The organism is Shewanella sp. OMA3-2, from assembly GCF_021513195.1.
Taxonomy (GTDB): domain Bacteria; phylum Pseudomonadota; class Gammaproteobacteria; order Enterobacterales; family Shewanellaceae; genus Shewanella.
Map to the genome: position 1 here is coordinate 462391 of NZ_CP090974.1, position 17706 is coordinate 480096.

A 17706-nucleotide genomic window follows, 5' to 3' on the forward strand; every position below is an offset into this window, starting at 1 on the left:
TGTTGCAATAGCCATTAATGCGTGAGCAACATCAATAACATTAACTATTTCTTATAAACTGGCGGATGCAGCAAACAATATAGCCAAGAATTACCTTTAAAAAACTAATCTAATCATATATATAACAACCCCGTAAATCACCATCTTCATATTCACACGGTACATAATGGCAAAAGTACAGCTAAAAAACTTAGTTGCTATGCCTACTATGGCGCTGATCCACAACCCAAAATAGCAACTGCAACTCTGCCTATATAACCCATCCCACAGTACCTCAATAGTACTGGCAAATACTCACGCATGGCTAATATGACCCCTCTGCACCATCCTCATGATGTTTACCACGCAGAATACTAATTGTATGGTCTAAATATCTAAATGGTACAAACCGAGAGTAAATCAGGCAAAATGAATAGATATCCCGAACATTATTTGGAGTTAACATGGCAAAAGTAGCACTATTAGTTGGCACAACTTTAGGCGGTAGTGAGTATATAGCTGATGATTTGGCTGCTCAACTGGTTGAAATAGGCCATCAAACAGCCGTTATTTTAGACCCAAATCTACACAATTTACGCGAATATCCACTATGGATTTTAGTCTGTTCGACCCATGGAGCAGGTGATCTACCCGACAATATCCAGCCTTTTTATCAACAATTAATAGTAGAAATGCCGGATTTAAAACAATACCAGTTTGCTTTATGCGCAATTGGTGATTCAAGTTACGATACTTTTTGTCAGGGGCCTGAATTGCTAATTAGCTTATTTGAAGCCGCTGGAGCAAAAGCCATTGTGGATAAGATCCAAATTGATGTACAACGCGATCCTATCCCTGAAGAGCCCGCTTTATCATGGTTATCTAGTTGGCAGGAACAGATCATTTAGATCTATTAACACTTTTTATGGGTGTAAAAGATCAACCACCCACAATTTAGTTCCAGTTTATCCACAAAAAACTAATTTAATTTATAAGTATGTGGATAAACTATTAATTTATACGATCATAACCCTGTACTGTTCACACCCCGATCTTGATCAAGATCGTCCCTGTGGATAACTGTGCGATCTATCCCCAGCTTATCTTGGGTTTGATCGCTGAATGATCACAGGTTTGAGATCTTGTAAACCCATAATACTAAATAGAAATTAGCGTTACCCACAGATTTAGTCGATCCTAATAATAAACATAATAAGAAGATCTATATAAAGATCTTAAGATCTATTAGTCAAACCTCATTAGATCGAACAGGTAAAAATGATCTTTCACCAAGTGCCCTGCAAATGCTAAAATGATCCGCTCAATTTGAACTCGACTAAAACTCGATTATTTTTTTAACCCATTTTTTAAATTAGTTAACGTAGGTTGCAAATGCATTTTCATGAACGGTTTGATGTAATTGTTGTTGGTGGTGGTCATGCCGGAACTGAGGCTGCACTCGCCGCTGCAAGAATGGGATCAAAAACCCTATTGCTCACACACAATATCGATACCCTAGGACAAATGTCCTGTAATCCAGCAATTGGTGGTATTGGAAAGGGTCATTTGGTTAAAGAAATCGATGCCTTAGGCGGTTCAATGGCAATTGCAACTGACTTTGCAGGAATTCAATTTAGAACATTAAATTCTAGCAAGGGCCCAGCAGTTCGCGCCACTCGAGCACAAGCTGATCGAGCTTTATATCGTCAAAAAATACAACAGATTCTTCAAAATCAAGCTAATTTGCGTATATTCCAACAAGCTGTAGATGATGTTGTTGTTGAAAACAATAGAATTATAGGTGTTGTTACTCAAATGGGATTAGCATTTGAAGCACCAAGCGTGGTGTTAACAACAGGCACTTTTTTAAGCGGTAAAATACATATTGGAATGCAAAATTATAGTGGTGGCAGAGCCGGTGATCCGCCAGCTATCGCATTAGCCAATCGTTTACGTGAGTTACCTATCCGTGTAGGCCGATTAAAAACAGGTACGCCACCGCGTATTGATGCGAATACAATAGATTTTGATCAAATGACAGAGCAAAAAGGCGATACACCATTGCCAGTAATGTCTTTTATCGGTGATGTCAGTCAGCATCCTAAACAAGTGTCTTGTTATATCACTCACACTAACGAAAAAACTCACGATATTATTCGAGGCGGATTAGACAGAAGCCCTATGTATTCTGGGGTTATCGAAGGTATAGGCCCAAGATATTGTCCCTCTATTGAAGATAAAATACATCGTTTTGCGGACAAATCATCTCACCAAATATTTATTGAGCCTGAAGGTCTTAGTACCAATGAAATTTACCCCAATGGTATTTCAACCAGTTTACCATTTGACGTACAACTTAATTTAGTTCGTTCGATCAAAGGCATGGAAAATGCTGAAATTATGCGACCTGGTTATGCGATTGAATATGACTATTTTGATCCAAGGGATCTGAAAAACTCACTCGAAACCAAAGCGATCGGCGGATTATTCTTTGCTGGACAAATCAACGGCACAACCGGATATGAAGAAGCTGCTGCGCAAGGTTTACTTGCAGGAATGAATGCAAGTTTACAAGTGCAAGGTAAAGACAGTTGGTGTCCACGCCGTGATGAAGCTTATCTTGGTGTTTTAGTGGATGATTTATCAACTTTGGGCACCAAAGAACCGTACCGTATGTTTACTAGTCGAGCTGAATACCGTTTACTGCTTCGTGAAGACAATGCTGACTTACGCCTCACAGAAAAAGGTCGTGAATTAGGATTAGTAGATGATGATCGCTGGGCTAAGTTCAGTAAAAAACGTGAATCGATCGAGTTAGAGTTGCAACGTCTCCGTGGTCAATGGGTTCACCCCAATTCACCTTTGCTAGATGTATTAAACCCTGAGTTAAATACACCTATATCGCGTGAGGCCTCTTTTGAAGATTTATTACGTCGTCCGGAAATGGACTATGCTAAGTTAATGTCTTTAGAAGGTTTTGGTCCTGGACTGGAAGATCCACAAGCAGCAGAACAAGTTCAAATTCAGGTTAAATATTCTGGTTATATTCAACGTCAACAAGGTGAAATTGATAAAGCTATTCGCCATGAAAGCTCATTATTACCATTAGATCTGGATTATCAAGAAGTGCCAGGCTTATCTAATGAAGTGATCGCGAAATTGAATAATCATAAACCAGATACAGTAGGTCAAGCATCACGTATATCAGGAATAACTCCTGCAGCCATATCCATTTTATTAGTGCACTTGAAAAAACGCGGTTTATTAAGAAAAACAGCATAAATTCAAACAAACTAATTAAACTCAATAATAAGGGGAGCCATAAGGCTTCCCTTAGTGCTTTTACGGCTTCATAATACCGAGGCTTACCGTTTTAAATTAAAGAGGCATTATCTGTGTTAGCTGCTCAACTTAGTGATTATTTAGCTGAAATAAATATATCAGCAACAGAATTACAGCAAAAACAACTTGTTGGCTTTGTTGAAATGCTCAATAAATGGAATAAAGCCTATAATTTAACCTCGGTTAGATTACCTGAACAAATGTTAATCCGTCATGTGATGGACAGTTTAGTGGTATCCCCTTATCTTGAGGGTCAACGTTTTATTGATGTTGGAACCGGTCCCGGTTTACCTGGGATCCCACTGGCTATTTTAAATCCCGATAAAGAATTTGTTCTGTTAGACAGTTTGGGTAAACGGATCCGTTTTCAAAAACAGGTTCAATTTGAGTTAAAGATTAACAACTTCAGTTCCATTGAAAGCAGAGTTGAAGCATATCAACCACAGGATAAATTTGATGGTGTGTTGAGCAGAGCATTTGCTTCCATAACCGACATGCTGAACTGGTGCCACCATTTGCCTAAAGAAGGTGGGTTATTTTACGCCTTAAAAGGACAATTGACTGAAACCGAAATAGCCGCAATACCTGCTGAGTTTAAACTGATAGAAACCATTGTTTTACAAGTACCAAAGCTTGATGAACAGCGACATTTATTAAAATTGGTAAAAGTGTAATACTCACTAGCAGATATACGTATACCGGACATCAATAATTACAACAGGATAATATAGTGGGTAAAATCATTGCCGTAGCCAACCAAAAAGGTGGCGTAGGAAAAACAACAACTTGCGTAAATTTAGCCGCATCACTTGCCGCCACAAAGCGTAAAGTGTTGTTGATTGATTTAGATCCACAAGGTAATGCCACTATGGGCAGTGGTGTTGACAAATATGAAGTCGAAAACACCGCTTATGAGTTACTAGTAGAAGAAAAACCATTTGATGAAATGGTGATAAGAAACACAGTGGGTAAATATGATCTCATAGCAGGCAATGGAGATGTTACTGCTGCTGAGATCAAATTAATGGAATTTTATGCTCGCGAAATTCGCTTACGTAATGCACTTGCGCCGATTAAAGATCAGTACGACTTTATTTTTATTGATTGTCCACCGTCGCTAAACATGCTGACAGTTAACGCAATGTCTGCAGCAGATTCTGTGTTAGTACCTATGCAATGTGAATATTATGCTCTTGAAGGACTAACAGCATTAATTGATACCATCACCAAATTAGGCGCTATGGTTAATCCGGCCCTAAAAATTGAAGGGATCTTGCGTACTATGTACGATCCCCGTAATAGACTATCTAACGATGTATCTGATCAACTGAAACAACATTTTGGTGAGAAAGTTTATCGTACCGTGATCCCAAGAAATATTCGTTTAGCTGAAGCACCAAGTTTTGGAGCACCTGCCATGTATTATGATAAAAGCAGTGCCGGAGCCAAAGCATATTTAGCCTTGGCGGGTGAAATTATTCGCCGTGCAGAGCAGCAAACAACCATTAAACAAGCGTAGGATAAGATAATGACGGTAAAGAAACGCGGTTTAGGTAAAGGCTTGGATGCCCTACTTAGCCATAGCAATGCAGCAAGTCGACAATCAGATATTCAACAAAATAGTATCAATCAACAGGATAATGAGCTGATACACCTTGATCTCGATTTATTGCAACCAGGCAAATATCAACCTCGTAAAGATATGTCACCTGAAGCACTTGAGGAGTTAGCTGAATCTATTCGTTCACAGGGGATTATTCAGCCTATTGTTGTGCGTAAAGTATCAGAATTTAAATACGAAATTATTGCCGGTGAACGTCGATGGCGTGCAGCCCAAATAGCAAAGCTGAATAAAGTACCCTGCTTAGTTAAGCAAGTGGCCGATGAAGCGGCTGTGGCCATTGCCCTAATTGAGAATATTCAGCGCGAAGACCTCAATGCAATGGAAGAAGCCATAGCATTACAACGACTATTAACTGAATTTGAACTCACACATCAACAAGTGGCCGATGCCGTAGGTAAGTCACGGGCATCAGTATCTAATTTGTTACGCTTAAACAGTCTTAATGAACCCGTAAAGCGTTTATTAGAGAATGGTGATATTGACATGGGGCACGCACGCGCCTTACTTGCTATCGAAGGTGACGAGCAAACTAACCTTGCCAGATTAGTCGCATCAAAAGAAATGACTGTTCGTGAAACTGAACGATTAGTTAATAAAGCAATAAATCCGACTAAAACCCCTGAAACTACCGCTAAAGATCACGATGTAAGCCGTTTAGAGCAACAGTTAATTGAAAGATTAGGTGCTAAAGTTGCAATTAACCATGGTAGTAAAGGAAAGGGCAAAATTGTAATAAATTATCAAAATCTCGCTGAATTAGACGGTATTTTGAGTAAAATTCACTAATTTTTAACAAAAAATCACATCATCAGTAAGTTTGTGACGCAGCTAGCTATTTTTGTTTTTGCGGTTCTTCAGGCAAATCATCTTGAAAATAGCTGTTTTACACTTATCAAAGTTGCAAACAAAATGCGAAAAGGTATACTTTGCAGGCTTTTTGTAAGTTAAGGCTGGGTTAATAAAGTTAATTTAGACTTCAGCTCGCAAAAAACACGAATGCGGAGAGAAAAATTTGACTAATGTTTTAGCGCGTCGTGGCCGGTCTTCAGCCTATAAAATGGTGGTATTTCAGGCGGCGGTTGTTGGGGCAACATCAATTTTACTTTTCGCTCTGTGGGGAGTTCAGTATGGTCTTTCTGCTTTTGCAGGAGGTGTTATTGCTGTATTGCCCAATTTTGTATTCGCAACCCTAGCCTTTTCCCATGCGGGGGCAAGTGCGTCAAGAAAAGTCGTTCAATCGTTTTTTCTGGGGGAAGCGGTAAAGTTACTGCTAACCATAGTATTATTTTCTATGGCATTTGGTTTGTTAGATATGGTGTTCGCACCTTTATTTGCAACCTATGTTTTAGGGCTTATATTACCATGGACAGTCCCTTTATACTTCAAGCAAAATTAAGTGAGATTAATCATGGCGACAACTGGTGAAGCATTAAATGCTTCCGAGTATATCCAGCATCACCTGACTAATGCGAAAATGTGTTCTGCCGATGGTGGAATTGCTTTTAATTATGCATGTCAAGATGCGGGTTTTGGACTTGGCACATTGACTCACTTTTGTTTTCAGTTGGCCTTGGGGTCTTGTTTTTGTGGTTATTCCGCAAAGCAGGAAAAAAAGCGACCACTGGTGTTCCAGGTAAATTTCAATGTTTTGTTGAAATGTGCATGGAAGGTGTTGATAAAATTGCAAAAGACTCATTTAATGGTCGTAATGCAGTTATTGCACCGTTAGGTTTAACTATATTTGTCTGGATTTTCCTGATGAACTTAATGGACTTAATCCTGGTTGACTTTATACCTGAAGCTGCAAACAGATTATTAGGTGTTCCTTACCTTAAAATTGTACCAACCACCGATTTAAACGTCACTTTAGGCATGTCCTTAAGCGTGTTTGTGTTGATTGTGTTTTACAGTATTAAAGTTAAGGGTATTGGCGGTTTCACTAAGGAACTAACATTACAACCTTTCAATCATTGGTTATTGATTCCAGTTAACTTTATATTGGAAACAGTTACTTTGGTTGCGAAGCCTATTTCATTAGCGCTTCGTCTGTTTGGTAACCTGTATGCAGGTGAGTTAATTTTTATTCTGATTGCACTAATGCCTTGGTGGGCTCAGTTCGCACTTTCAGTGCCTTGGGCTATATTCCATATTTTAATTATAGTGCTTCAGGCCTTTATTTTCATGATGCTGACAATTGTTTATTTAAGCATGGCTCATGAAGAACATTAATTTAGACAATTGATAATTAGATATTTATCGGAGATAAAATGGAAACTGTAATTAGTTTTACGGCAATCGCTGTTGCTATCATGATTGGCCTAGCTGCTTTAGGTACTGGTATTGGCTTTGCTATTTTAGGTGGCAAGTTCTTAGAAGCTTCTGCACGTCAGCCTGAGCTAGCGCCTGCATTACAAATTAAGATGTTCATCGTAGCGGGTCTACTTGATGCGATCTCTATGATTGCGGTTGGTGTTGCATTATTCTTCGTATTTGCTAACCCATTCTTAGCTCAATTCTTAGAAAACGTAGCTAAACTTGGCTAATCTTAGCACCCTGTAAGGAGTTAACGTTATGAGTATTAACGCTACCCTGCTAGGCCAAGCAATATCTTTTGCGCTCTTTGTGTGGTTCTGCATGAAGTTTGTATGGCCGCCGTTGATGAATGCAATCGAAGAGCGCCAAAAGAAAATTGCTGATGGTCTGGCCGATGCCGGCCGTGCTGCAAAAGATCTAGAGTTAGCTCAAGCGAAAGCCACTGAGCAACTTAAAGATGCTAAGGCAACTGCTAACGAAATTATTGAGCAAGCTAACAAGCGTAAAGCTCAAATCGTTGAAGAAGCAAAGGCTGAAGCAGATGCTGAGCGAGCTAAAATTGTCGCTCAGGGTAAAGCAGAAATTGAGAACGAACGTAATCGCGTGAAAGATGACTTGCGTAAGCAAGTAGCTGCTCTAGCCATCATTGGTGCAGAGAAGATTCTTGAGCGTTCGATTGACCCAGCAGCCCACAGTGACATAGTTAATAAACTAGTTGCTGAAATTTGATTAAGGAGTTGAGTAATGGCTGAATTAAGCACCATCGCTCGTCCTTACGCAAAGGCAGCTTTTGACTTTGCAGTTGAACATAAAGCAGTCGACAGTTGGACAGAAATGTTAACTTTCGCGTCATTGGTAAGTGTAAACGAATCAATAAAGCCACTGCTTAATGGCACTCTAGCGAGTGCTGAACTTGCTTCACTATTTATTAAAGTATGTGGAGAACAAGTCAACGAGCAAGGTCAAAACCTGATAAAGGTAATGGCTGAAAACGGTCGTTTAGCGATACTGCCTTCTGTATCGCTGATTTTTGCTGAATACCGAAATGAGTGGGCGAAAGAAGTTGAGGCCGATGTGGTTTCTGCTTTCGAGTTAAACTCTGAGCAACAGCAGCAAATTAGTGTTTCTTTAGAGAAACGTCTCGCACGCAAAGTTAAGCTGAATTGCAGTATTGATCCATCGCTAATCGGCGGTGTGATTATTAAATCAGGCGACCTAGTCATTGATGGCTCGGTAAGCGGTAAGTTATCGCGTCTGTCTGATAAGCTGCAGTCGTAATTGGGAGTTTTAGCATGCAACTGAATTCCACTGAAATCAGCGATCTGATTAAACAGCGGATCGAGCAGTTCAACGTCGTTAGTGAAGCTCGCAACGAAGGTACAATCGTTGCAGTAAGTGACGGCATCATTCGCATTAACGGCCTTGCCGATGTAATGCAAGGTGAAATGATCGAACTGCCTGGTGGCTGTTTTGCAATCGCGTTGAACTTAGAACGTGATTCTGTCGGCGCTGTAGTGATGGGGCCTTATGCTAGTTTAGCAGAAGGCGATAAAGTTAGAACCACTGGTCGTATTCTTGAAGTACCAGTTGGTCGTGGTCTACTTGGTCGCGTTGTTAACACACTTGGTGAGCCTATTGACGGAAAAGGACCTGTCGACAACGATGGTTTCTCTCCTGTTGAAGTAATTGCTCCTGGTGTTATTGAACGTAAGTCAGTATCGCAACCAGTTCAAACAGGTTATAAAGCCGTTGATTCTATGATCCCTATTGGTCGTGGACAACGTGAATTGATCATTGGTGACCGTCAGACTGGTAAAACAGCGATGGCAATCGATGCAATTATCAACCAGAAAGATTCAGGCATTAAGTGTGTCTATGTTGCTGTTGGTCAGAAAGCCTCTACCATAGCCAACGTAGTACGTAAACTTGAAGAACATGGCGCATTAGCAAACACTATAGTTGTAGTTGCATCTGCTTCAGAAACAGCTGCACTGCAATTTTTGGCGCCATATTCTGGTTGTTCTATGGGTGAATACTTCCGTGACCGCGGTGAAGATTCTTTAATCGTATATGATGATTTGTCTAAGCAAGCAGTTGCTTACCGTCAGATTTCATTACTATTGAAGCGTCCACCAGGACGTGAAGCATACCCAGGTGACGTTTTCTATCTACACTCTCGTTTATTAGAGCGTGCTTCACGCGTAAACGAAAATTATGTAGAGAAATTTACTAAAGGTGCAGTAACAGGTAAAACCGGTTCTTTAACTGCGTTACCTATTATTGAAACCCAAGCTGGTGACGTATCAGCGTTCGTACCGACTAACGTAATTTCGATTACCGATGGTCAGATCTTCCTTGAAACTGACTTGTTTAACTCAGGACTTCGTCCAGCAGTTAACCCAGGTATCTCTGTTTCTCGTGTTGGTGGTGCAGCGCAGACTAAGATCATCAAGAAACTGTCTGGTGGTATTCGTACCGCACTTGCACAGTATCGTGAGCTTGCAGCGTTCTCACAGTTTGCGTCTGATTTAGATGAAGCAACTCGTGCTCAACTTGAGCATGGTGAGCGTGTAACCGAATTAATGAAGCAAAAGCAATATGCACCAATGAGTGTTGCCGCCCAGTCTGTGTCTATTTTTGCAGCTGAAAAAGGCTTCCTTAAAAGTGTTGCTTTAAATGAAATCGGTCGCTTTGAAGCCGCTCTGCTTTCATACATGAACAGTCAACATGCTGACCTTATGAACACCATCAATGCTACTGGCGATTATAACGCTGATATCGAAGATGAGTTAAAGGCAGGCATGGACAAGTTCATTGAAACCCAAACCTGGTAACAATGAACGGGGTGTCCGTGGGCACCTCAGGTCCCAGATTGGAGAGTAGAGATGGCTAACGCTAAAGAGATTAAAACCAAGATCGCGAGTATCAAAAATACTCAGAAGATCACTTCCGCTATGGAAATGGTTGCAGCCAGCAAAATGCGTAAAGCGCAGGAACGCATGGCAGCAAGCCGTCCATATGCTGAAAATATGCGTAAAGTGATCGGTCATGTAGCGCAAGGTACTCTCGAATTTAAACATCCAATGTTAGAAGTTCGAGATGCTAAGCGGGTTGGTTACATTGTTGTAGCAACCGACCGTGGTCTTTGTGGTGGTTTGAATACCAACTTATTTAAAAAGGTTGTGACAGACATTAAAAAATGGAAAGAACAAGGCGCAGAAATTGAGTTTTGCCCAATTGGTGCCCGTTCTGTTCAGTTTTTTAAAAGCTTTGGTGGTGAAATATCTGCCCATGCATCAGGTTTAGGCGACGCGCCCAAACTTGCTGATTTGATTGGCACTGTACGTGTCATGTTAAAAGCTTACAACGAAGGCAAACTGGACCGTCTGTACATTGTGTTTAACAAGTTTGTTAATACAATGACCCAGACTCCTGTGATCGAGCAACTGCTACCTTTACCTAAATCAGATGAAGAAGTAGCTAGTTATCCTTGGGATTATATTTACGAGCCAGATCCAAAAGAAATTTTGGAAACACTGCTAACTCGTTATATAGAATCACAAGTATATCAAGGTGTTGTTGAAAATATTGCCTCTGAACAGTCTGCCCGTATGGTAGCAATGAAAGCGGCAACAGATAACGCTGGCGACATGATCGATGGTTTACAACTCGTCTATAACAAGGCCCGTCAGGCTGCTATTACGCAAGAACTGTCGGAAATTGTATCAGGCGCTGCAGCGGTTTAGGTTTAGGTAACGAAATCAAGTTTAGAGGATTAATCATGAGCACAGGTACTGTTGTCCAAGTAATTGGCGCGGTTGTGGACGTAGAGTTTCCACAAGATTCTGTACCTCGAGTATATGACGCTCTGAAGATCACAGGCGAAAGCCCATGTAATGGTTTGGTGCTGGAAGTTCAGCAACAACTAGGTGGTGGTGTTGTTCGTACCATCGCTATGGGTTCTTCTGATGGTCTGCGTCGTGGTTTAGAGGTAGTAAACTCAGGTTCACCAATTTCTGTTCCGGTAGGGGTTGCAACCCTTGGCCGTATTATGAACGTATTGGGTGAACCTATCGATGAAGCGGGTCCAATTGGTGAAGAAGAGCGTTATGAAATTCACCGTGCAGCACCTTCATACGAAGAGCAGTCAAATTCAACTGAGCTATTAGAGACGGGTATCAAGGTTATCGACCTTGTTTGTCCTTTCGCTAAAGGTGGTAAAGTCGGTCTGTTCGGTGGTGCTGGTGTTGGTAAAACAGTTAACATGATGGAACTGATTAACAACATCGCTAAAGCTCACTCAGGTCTTTCTGTATTCGCTGGTGTTGGTGAGCGTACTCGTGAGGGTAACGACTTCTACTACGAGATGGAAGATTCAGGCGTATTAGACAAAGTAGCCATGGTTTACGGTCAAATGAACGAGCCTCCAGGTAACCGTTTACGCGTAGCGTTAACAGGCCTGAGTATCGCTGAAAAGTTCCGTGACGAAGGTCGTGACGTACTGTTGTTCGTTGACAACATTTACCGTTACACCTTAGCCGGTACTGAAGTATCTGCACTTTTAGGTCGTATGCCTTCTGCAGTAGGTTATCAGCCAACACTGGCTGAAGAGATGGGTGTTCTTCAAGAACGTATCGCTTCAACTAAAACAGGCTCTATTACTTCTGTACAAGCGGTATATGTACCAGCGGATGACTTAACGGATCCGTCACCAGCAACAACCTTCGCTCACTTAGATGCGACTGTTGTATTGTCTCGTAATATTGCATCGCTAGGTATTTACCCAGCGGTTGACCCATTGGATTCGACTTCACGTCAGTTAGATCCACAAGTTGTTGGTCAAGAGCATTATGATGTTGCAAGCGGTGTACAAACTGTATTACAGCGCTATAAAGAGCTGAAAGACATTATTGCTATTTTGGGTATGGATGAATTGTCAGATAATGACAAAACCATGGTATTCAGAGCACGTAAGATTGAGCGTTTCTTGTCTCAACCTTTCTTCGTAGCAGAAGTGTTTACTGGTTCTCCTGGTAAGTACGTTTCTCTTAAAGACACTATTCGTGGCTTTAAGGGTATCTTGGATGGTGAGTTCGATCACATCCCTGAGCAAGCGTTCTACATGGTTGGCTCAATCGATGAAGCTATCGAAAAAGCGAACAAGAAGAAATAACTAGGCCGTAAAGCTTAGTTCTTTAAGGAGAGCTCAATGGCAGGCATGACAGTCAAACTTGATATTGTTAGTGCAGAGAAAAGCTTGTACCACGGCGAAGTTACTTTTTTTGAAGTATCTGGCGCTGAAGGTGAGTTAGGTATAATGCCTAATCATGCTCCTTTGCTAACAAAAATCAAACCTGGCATGGCGCGCATGATCAAGCAAGATGGCAGTGAAGAAGTGTTGTATCTTTCAGGTGGTATTCTGGAGGTTCAACCTACATCTATTTCTGTCCTTGCTGATGTTGCATTGCGTGCCGATGATATTGATGAGCAAGCAGCTTTAGAAGCTAAACGTCGCGCAGAAGAGAAAATTGCTAATGCCGGTGTAGACTTTAATTATGAAGCGGCAACAATTGAATTGGCTAAATCTATAGCACAATTGAAAGTTGTTGAGACCATCAAAAGAAATATCACCAGATAAATTGATTATTTGCTGAATAAAAAGGCGACTCATTTATGAGTCGCCTTTTTTTATTGCTGTCGTTTTGCTACGAAGGTTTGTTTATCGTTGCTAGCAATGGTGAGTATTTTCCATTTTAGACAGTATTCAGCTAAAATAGCGCCAATTATACTTTTTAGTCTTTTGAAGGAATCAATCATGTCGTTAAATGTTGTGATCTTAGCTGCAGGCAAAGGAACGCGTATGCGCTCAGATCTCCCTAAAGTGTTACATCCAATCGCCCATAAAAGCATGGTTCAACATGTTATAGATACGGCAAACGCTTTAGGTTCAAAGGCCATTCAACTTGTATATGGCTATGGCGCAGACAAACTAAAGCAAGCATTAGGTGAACAGCCTTTAAATTGGGTATTACAAGCCGAACAACTTGGAACCGGTCATGCTGTAGCTCAGGCCAATTCAAACATTAGTGATGATGATACGGTATTAATTCTTTACGGTGATGTACCGCTTATTCAGCAATCAACCTTAGAAAAATTATTAGCCGCCCGTGCCGATAATGGTTTAGCTATTCTTACCGTCAACCTTGTTAATCCAACCGGATATGGCCGTATAGTGCGTCAAAATAATAATGTGGTTGGCATTATTGAACAAAAAGATGCTAATGCTGAGCAGTTAAAAATTACCGAAGTCAATACAGGCATAATGGCTGTACCGGGCAAGCAATTAAAAGCTTGGTTAAGCCGTTTATCTAATAGTAATGCACAGGGTGAGTATTACCTTACCGATATTATTGCCATGGCACATGCAGATGGTGTAGCTATAACGACAGCACAGCCAGAATCTGCTATCGAAGTTGAAGGGGCAAATAATCGAGTACAGTTGGCTCAATTAGAACGAGCTTATCAGGCGCGTGCGGCTGAAAAGTTAATGCTTGCAGGCGCTAACCTTCGTGATCCCGCCCGTATTGATATCCGCGGAGATGTTACCGTAGGTATGGATGTGATGATTGATGTTAACGTGATTATTCAGGGTACTGTTACCTTAGGTAACAACGTGACTATAGGTGCTGGCGCAATTCTTATCGATTGTGACATTGCCGATAACGCTGAAATTAAGCCTTACTCTATTATAGAAGGCGCTAAATTAGGTAAATCTGCCAGTGCTGGACCATTTGCCCGTTTACGTACCGGTGCAGAACTTCAAGAAGATGCCCATGTAGGTAACTTTGTTGAAATGAAAAAAACCGTATTAGGAAAAGGGTCTAAAGCCGGACATTTAAGCTATTTAGGTGATGCACAAATAGGTGCAGGGGTTAACATTGGTGCCGGGACTATTACCTGTAACTATGATGGTGTTAATAAGTTTTTAACGGTAATTGAAGATGGTGTATTTGTTGGCAGTGACACTCAACTTATCGCCCCTGTTACCATAGGTAAAAACGCTACATTAGGCGCTGGTTCAACAATAGCTAAAGATGTTGCTGAAGGTGAGTTAGTGATCACTCGTGTTAAACAACGTCATATCGCTGGATGGCAACGTCCGGTAAAATTACCAAAATAACGATAATTAATATCTATAACCAATATTAGCCATTCATTATTAAGCGATAAGTGCAAAACACTTATCGCTTTTTTTATTGTTCAAAAATCAAATTTACATTGTAAATTTATCGTAAGGTTAGTGTTAATGTAAATCATTCTCATTTAATATGCGCGCAATAAATAGGTATAGCATCTTAATAGAGGTATGTATGTTAATTAAATTATCAGCCGTAGCCATAGCCGTAACAACGGGACTATTGTCATTTTCAGTGCATTCTAATGCTCAAGCAGAACCAGCCGCGTCAGTTTCTTCAGTGCTAGTCTCTCCAGATCAGGCACATAAAAATATTGAACATATGGAAGTCACAGGACGCATGTTCAACGACTACAAAGTAGGTTCGGCTTCAGGTGCTATGCGTGGCAATATTGACTTAATGGACACTCCACAGTCTGTTAATGTTATCCCTGATTTTGTTACAGATGAACAGCTTGCTACTAACTTAGCTGAAGTTTTAGTTAATGACTCAAGTGTTACCGCGGGTACCACTCGTTGGAACCGCCAAGTGTTTAGCATCCGCGGTTTTGAATTAGATTCTGGCAACGGTTACCTGATAAATGGCCACCAGCAATGGTCGCACTATGTGCAGCCTATTGAAACACTACAACGGGTAGAAGTATTAAAAGGCCCTTCCAGTATGCTTTATGGTCAATCAGGCCCTGGCGGTTTGGTTAACATGGTGACCAAAAAGCCTACTTACGACAACATGCTAGATCTAGGCTTTGATACCGATGAAAATGGTTCAACGCGTTTTCAATTAGATGCCGGCGGCAGTTTTAATCAAGCCCAAACTATGCGTTATCGTGCTGTGTTGGTGAAGCAAGATACTGAGTATTGGCGTGAGTTTTCCGCCAATGATGAAGCCCAGGAACGCGATCGTTGGTTAGGCTACATTAATACTGAGTTTGACCTAAGTGACGATGTTATGTTGTCACTTAAGTATGATCACACTCAAGATAAAGCAGGTATCGATGCTGGTGGTTGGTTAGACAAACAAGGCAATGTTATCGGTAACAACCAAACCATATGGGATGCCCCTTGGGCTTTTACCGACAATACGGTATCAAACCTAGGTGCTGACTTAACTTGGCATATCAACGACACATGGAAATTGAAGACGGGATATAACGAGCAGCAGTTTAATCGTCAACGTTTTGATTCAGCTCCACAGTATGTTGAAGACCCATTCACCACTAATGGTTATAACATCAAACCATTTGACCGTTATGATGATTGGCAGCATAAAACCGCTTATGCTGACTTTACGGGCGAATTTGATTTAGCTGGCATACAGCATCAGTTGCTGATTGGCGCTAACTACTTAGATTATTTTTATCAACAACGCCGTGATGGCGGTAAAAAATTAATCAATGTTATTCCTGGCCAACCTGTCGCTGTGCCTGATTATGACTATAACAATGTAGCAGCGGGAGCCGCGAGTACTTATAAATACTACGGCTTTTATCTACAAGACTTAATGACCTTGAATGAGCTGTGGAAGTTGCTTGCCGGTGTACGTTATGACGAGCAAAAGAAAGAGGGTTTAGGTGAAAACAGTTATGCCGTATCACCTAAGTTTGGTGCAATCTACTCACCTGCTGATAATGGCAGTATTTATGTTAACTATTCAAAAAGCTTCAGCCCGCAAGGTGCAGTGAATAATGAATCTGATGTTAACCATGAGTTAGATTTAAAACCAGAATATGGTATCCAATATGAAGTGGGTACTAAATGGGAGTTATTTAATGATAGCTTGCTATTAACGGCAGCAGTTTTTGATATAACACTAGAAAATATCACTATTACCGAAAAACTACCGACACCAGATAGCAAGTTTACCGACATCACTACTCAAGGTGGTGAGCAAAAACATCGGGGTTTTGAGGTGAGTGCCCAAGGTCAATTAAGTGAAAGCTGGTTTATAACCTCCTCTATGATGTTTTTAGATGCTAAATATCATACCGGTGATGAGCGTGAAGGTAATACCCCAGTAGATGCACCAGAATGGTCTGCCAATATTTGGACTCGTTATGAAGTGACAGAAAACTTTGCCATGAATTTGGGTGCTGTATATGTCGGTGAGCGTTTTGCTGATGTTAATAACACTATAACTAAAGATGACTATATTCGTTTTGATATGGGAGCGGCATACACTCTGGATATGATGGGCAAAGATATTAGCCTTCGTGCCAACATAAAAAACCTGTTTGATACCGATTATGTCGAAGGTGGTCAATACAATATGGCCACCATAGGTCAAGGTCGTAACTTTAGCCTAGCGTTAGAAGCTAAGTTCTAATATTGATTTACACTTAACAATTAAAAAAGCAGCGATAATAGCTGCTTTTTTGTTATTTATCTTTCAAAAAACCTAGATAAAGTTTCATTTGCTGCTAAAATATCTTTCGTTTCGTAACTTAGATGAAAGTAAAACACCATTATGAATAAACGTAATACCCAACAACGTCGTCATAGCATTATCAATTTGCTTAATCAGCAAGGAGAAGTCAGTGTTGAAGAGTTGTCTTTACGTTTTGAAACATCAGAAGTCACCATTCGCAAGGATCTAGCTACTTTAGAAAAAACAGGCTTACTTTTACGTCGTTATGGTGGTGCAGTAGCAGTCCCTGATGAAGTGACCCAGCAGTTCAGCGCCAAAATTCCCCCTAATAAGTTGGCCATAGCTAAAACGGCCGCTGCACTGATTAAAGATCACAACCGCATTATTATAGATAGTGGCAGCACTACCACAGGTATTGTGCAGCAGTTAAATAACTTGCGCGGTTTAGTGGTAATGACTAACTCATTACAGCTGGCTAATGCGATCCATGAGCTTGAAAATGAACCGACATTATTGATGACCGGTGGTACCTGGGACCCGCATTCAGAATCCTTTCAAGGCCAGGTGGCTGAGCAAGTTTTACGCTCATATAACTTTGATCAATTATTTATCGGCGCAGACGGCTTGGACTTAGATCGTGGAACCACCACATTTAATGAACTAACCGGACTGAGTAAGGTGATGGCAGAAATGTCACGTGAAGTGATCGTATTACTCGAATCATCAAAAATTGGTCGCCGTATCCCGAATTTAGAATTGCCCTGGAATGAGATAAACGTATTGGTCACCGATGACCATATCTCAGCTGAGGCATTACAAATCATTCAAAACCAGGGTGTTAAAGTGTTACTTGCACCCTACGTTGAATCAAATTAATTTAAAAATACT

At 40.8% G+C, this 17706-nt stretch carries 16 protein-coding genes and 1 pseudogene; all 17 read left to right on the forward strand.

The genetic code is table 11. The features are described 5' to 3' along the window. Positions 1 to 443 precede the first annotated feature (443 nt). The 17 genes and pseudogenes from mioC to L0B17_RS02200 all read left to right on the forward strand — a co-directional run bounded on the left by mioC (position 444) and on the right by L0B17_RS02200 (position 17694). A complete protein-coding gene (gene mioC / locus L0B17_RS02120; protein ID WP_235087240.1) occupies positions 444 to 887 on the forward strand; it encodes an FMN-binding protein MioC in 444 nt (147 codons plus the stop codon). 484 nt (positions 888 to 1371) lie between these two features. Next, positions 1372 to 3261, forward strand: coding sequence for a tRNA uridine-5-carboxymethylaminomethyl(34) synthesis enzyme MnmG (mnmG, locus tag L0B17_RS02125; RefSeq protein WP_235087241.1), 1890 nt, complete (start codon positions 1372 to 1374; stop codon positions 3259 to 3261). A 113-nt stretch (positions 3262 to 3374) separates the two neighbouring features. Then, on the forward strand, positions 3375 to 3995 hold the full coding sequence (gene rsmG / locus L0B17_RS02130; RefSeq protein WP_235087242.1) for a 16S rRNA (guanine(527)-N(7))-methyltransferase RsmG: 621 nt from the start codon (positions 3375 to 3377) through the stop codon (positions 3993 to 3995). Positions 3996 to 4051: 56 nt separating this feature from the next. Then, positions 4052 to 4840 (forward strand): ParA family protein, encoded by a 789-nt coding sequence (locus tag L0B17_RS02135; protein WP_226412236.1) that lies wholly within the window; start codon positions 4052 to 4054, stop codon positions 4838 to 4840. Positions 4841 to 4849: 9 nt separating this feature from the next. Continuing rightward, entirely contained in the window at positions 4850 to 5731 is an 882-nt protein-coding gene (locus tag L0B17_RS02140; RefSeq protein WP_235087244.1) for a ParB/RepB/Spo0J family partition protein, read from the forward strand. A 226-nt stretch (positions 5732 to 5957) separates the two neighbouring features. Further along, positions 5958 to 6341: an ATP synthase subunit I gene (locus L0B17_RS02145; RefSeq protein ID WP_235087246.1), complete on the forward strand. Its 384-nt coding sequence runs from the start codon at positions 5958 to 5960 to the stop codon at positions 6339 to 6341. A 12-nt stretch (positions 6342 to 6353) separates the two neighbouring features. Continuing rightward, positions 6354 to 7174: pseudogene (gene atpB / locus L0B17_RS02150) on the forward strand (F0F1 ATP synthase subunit A). A gap of 38 nt (positions 7175 to 7212) precedes the next feature. Continuing rightward, positions 7213 to 7488 (forward strand): F0F1 ATP synthase subunit C, encoded by a 276-nt coding sequence (gene atpE, locus L0B17_RS02155; protein WP_235087248.1) that lies wholly within the window; start codon positions 7213 to 7215, stop codon positions 7486 to 7488. A 28-nt stretch (positions 7489 to 7516) separates the two neighbouring features. Next, a complete protein-coding gene (atpF, locus tag L0B17_RS02160) occupies positions 7517 to 7987 on the forward strand; it encodes a F0F1 ATP synthase subunit B (protein ID WP_188843211.1) in 471 nt (156 codons plus the stop codon). Between the two features lie 15 nt (positions 7988 to 8002). Next, positions 8003 to 8536, forward strand: a complete 534-nt coding sequence (gene atpH / locus L0B17_RS02165; protein ID WP_235087250.1) for a F0F1 ATP synthase subunit delta — start codon at positions 8003 to 8005, stop codon at positions 8534 to 8536. A 14-nt stretch (positions 8537 to 8550) separates the two neighbouring features. Next, positions 8551 to 10092: a F0F1 ATP synthase subunit alpha gene (gene atpA, locus L0B17_RS02170; RefSeq protein ID WP_235087251.1), complete on the forward strand. Its 1542-nt coding sequence runs from the start codon at positions 8551 to 8553 to the stop codon at positions 10090 to 10092. 51 nt (positions 10093 to 10143) lie between these two features. Next, positions 10144 to 11004, forward strand: a complete 861-nt coding sequence (gene atpG, locus L0B17_RS02175; RefSeq protein WP_235087253.1) for a F0F1 ATP synthase subunit gamma — start codon at positions 10144 to 10146, stop codon at positions 11002 to 11004. 35 nt (positions 11005 to 11039) lie between these two features. Then, positions 11040 to 12431: a F0F1 ATP synthase subunit beta gene (gene atpD, locus L0B17_RS02180; protein WP_235087254.1), complete on the forward strand. Its 1392-nt coding sequence runs from the start codon at positions 11040 to 11042 to the stop codon at positions 12429 to 12431. Positions 12432 to 12467: 36 nt separating this feature from the next. Next, on the forward strand, positions 12468 to 12896 hold the full coding sequence (locus tag L0B17_RS02185) for a F0F1 ATP synthase subunit epsilon (protein WP_235087255.1): 429 nt from the start codon (positions 12468 to 12470) through the stop codon (positions 12894 to 12896). A gap of 177 nt (positions 12897 to 13073) precedes the next feature. Then, a complete protein-coding gene (gene glmU / locus L0B17_RS02190) occupies positions 13074 to 14438 on the forward strand; it encodes a bifunctional UDP-N-acetylglucosamine diphosphorylase/glucosamine-1-phosphate N-acetyltransferase GlmU (protein WP_235087257.1) in 1365 nt (454 codons plus the stop codon). A gap of 190 nt (positions 14439 to 14628) precedes the next feature. Beyond that, positions 14629 to 16776, forward strand: coding sequence for a TonB-dependent receptor (locus L0B17_RS02195; protein WP_235087258.1), 2148 nt, complete (start codon positions 14629 to 14631; stop codon positions 16774 to 16776). A 141-nt stretch (positions 16777 to 16917) separates the two neighbouring features. Continuing rightward, the gene (locus tag L0B17_RS02200) at positions 16918 to 17694 is read left to right on the forward strand and encodes a DeoR/GlpR family DNA-binding transcription regulator (protein WP_235087260.1); all 777 of its coding nucleotides are present in this window, start codon (positions 16918 to 16920) and stop codon (positions 17692 to 17694) included. The last annotated feature ends 12 nt before the right edge of the window (positions 17695 to 17706 follow it).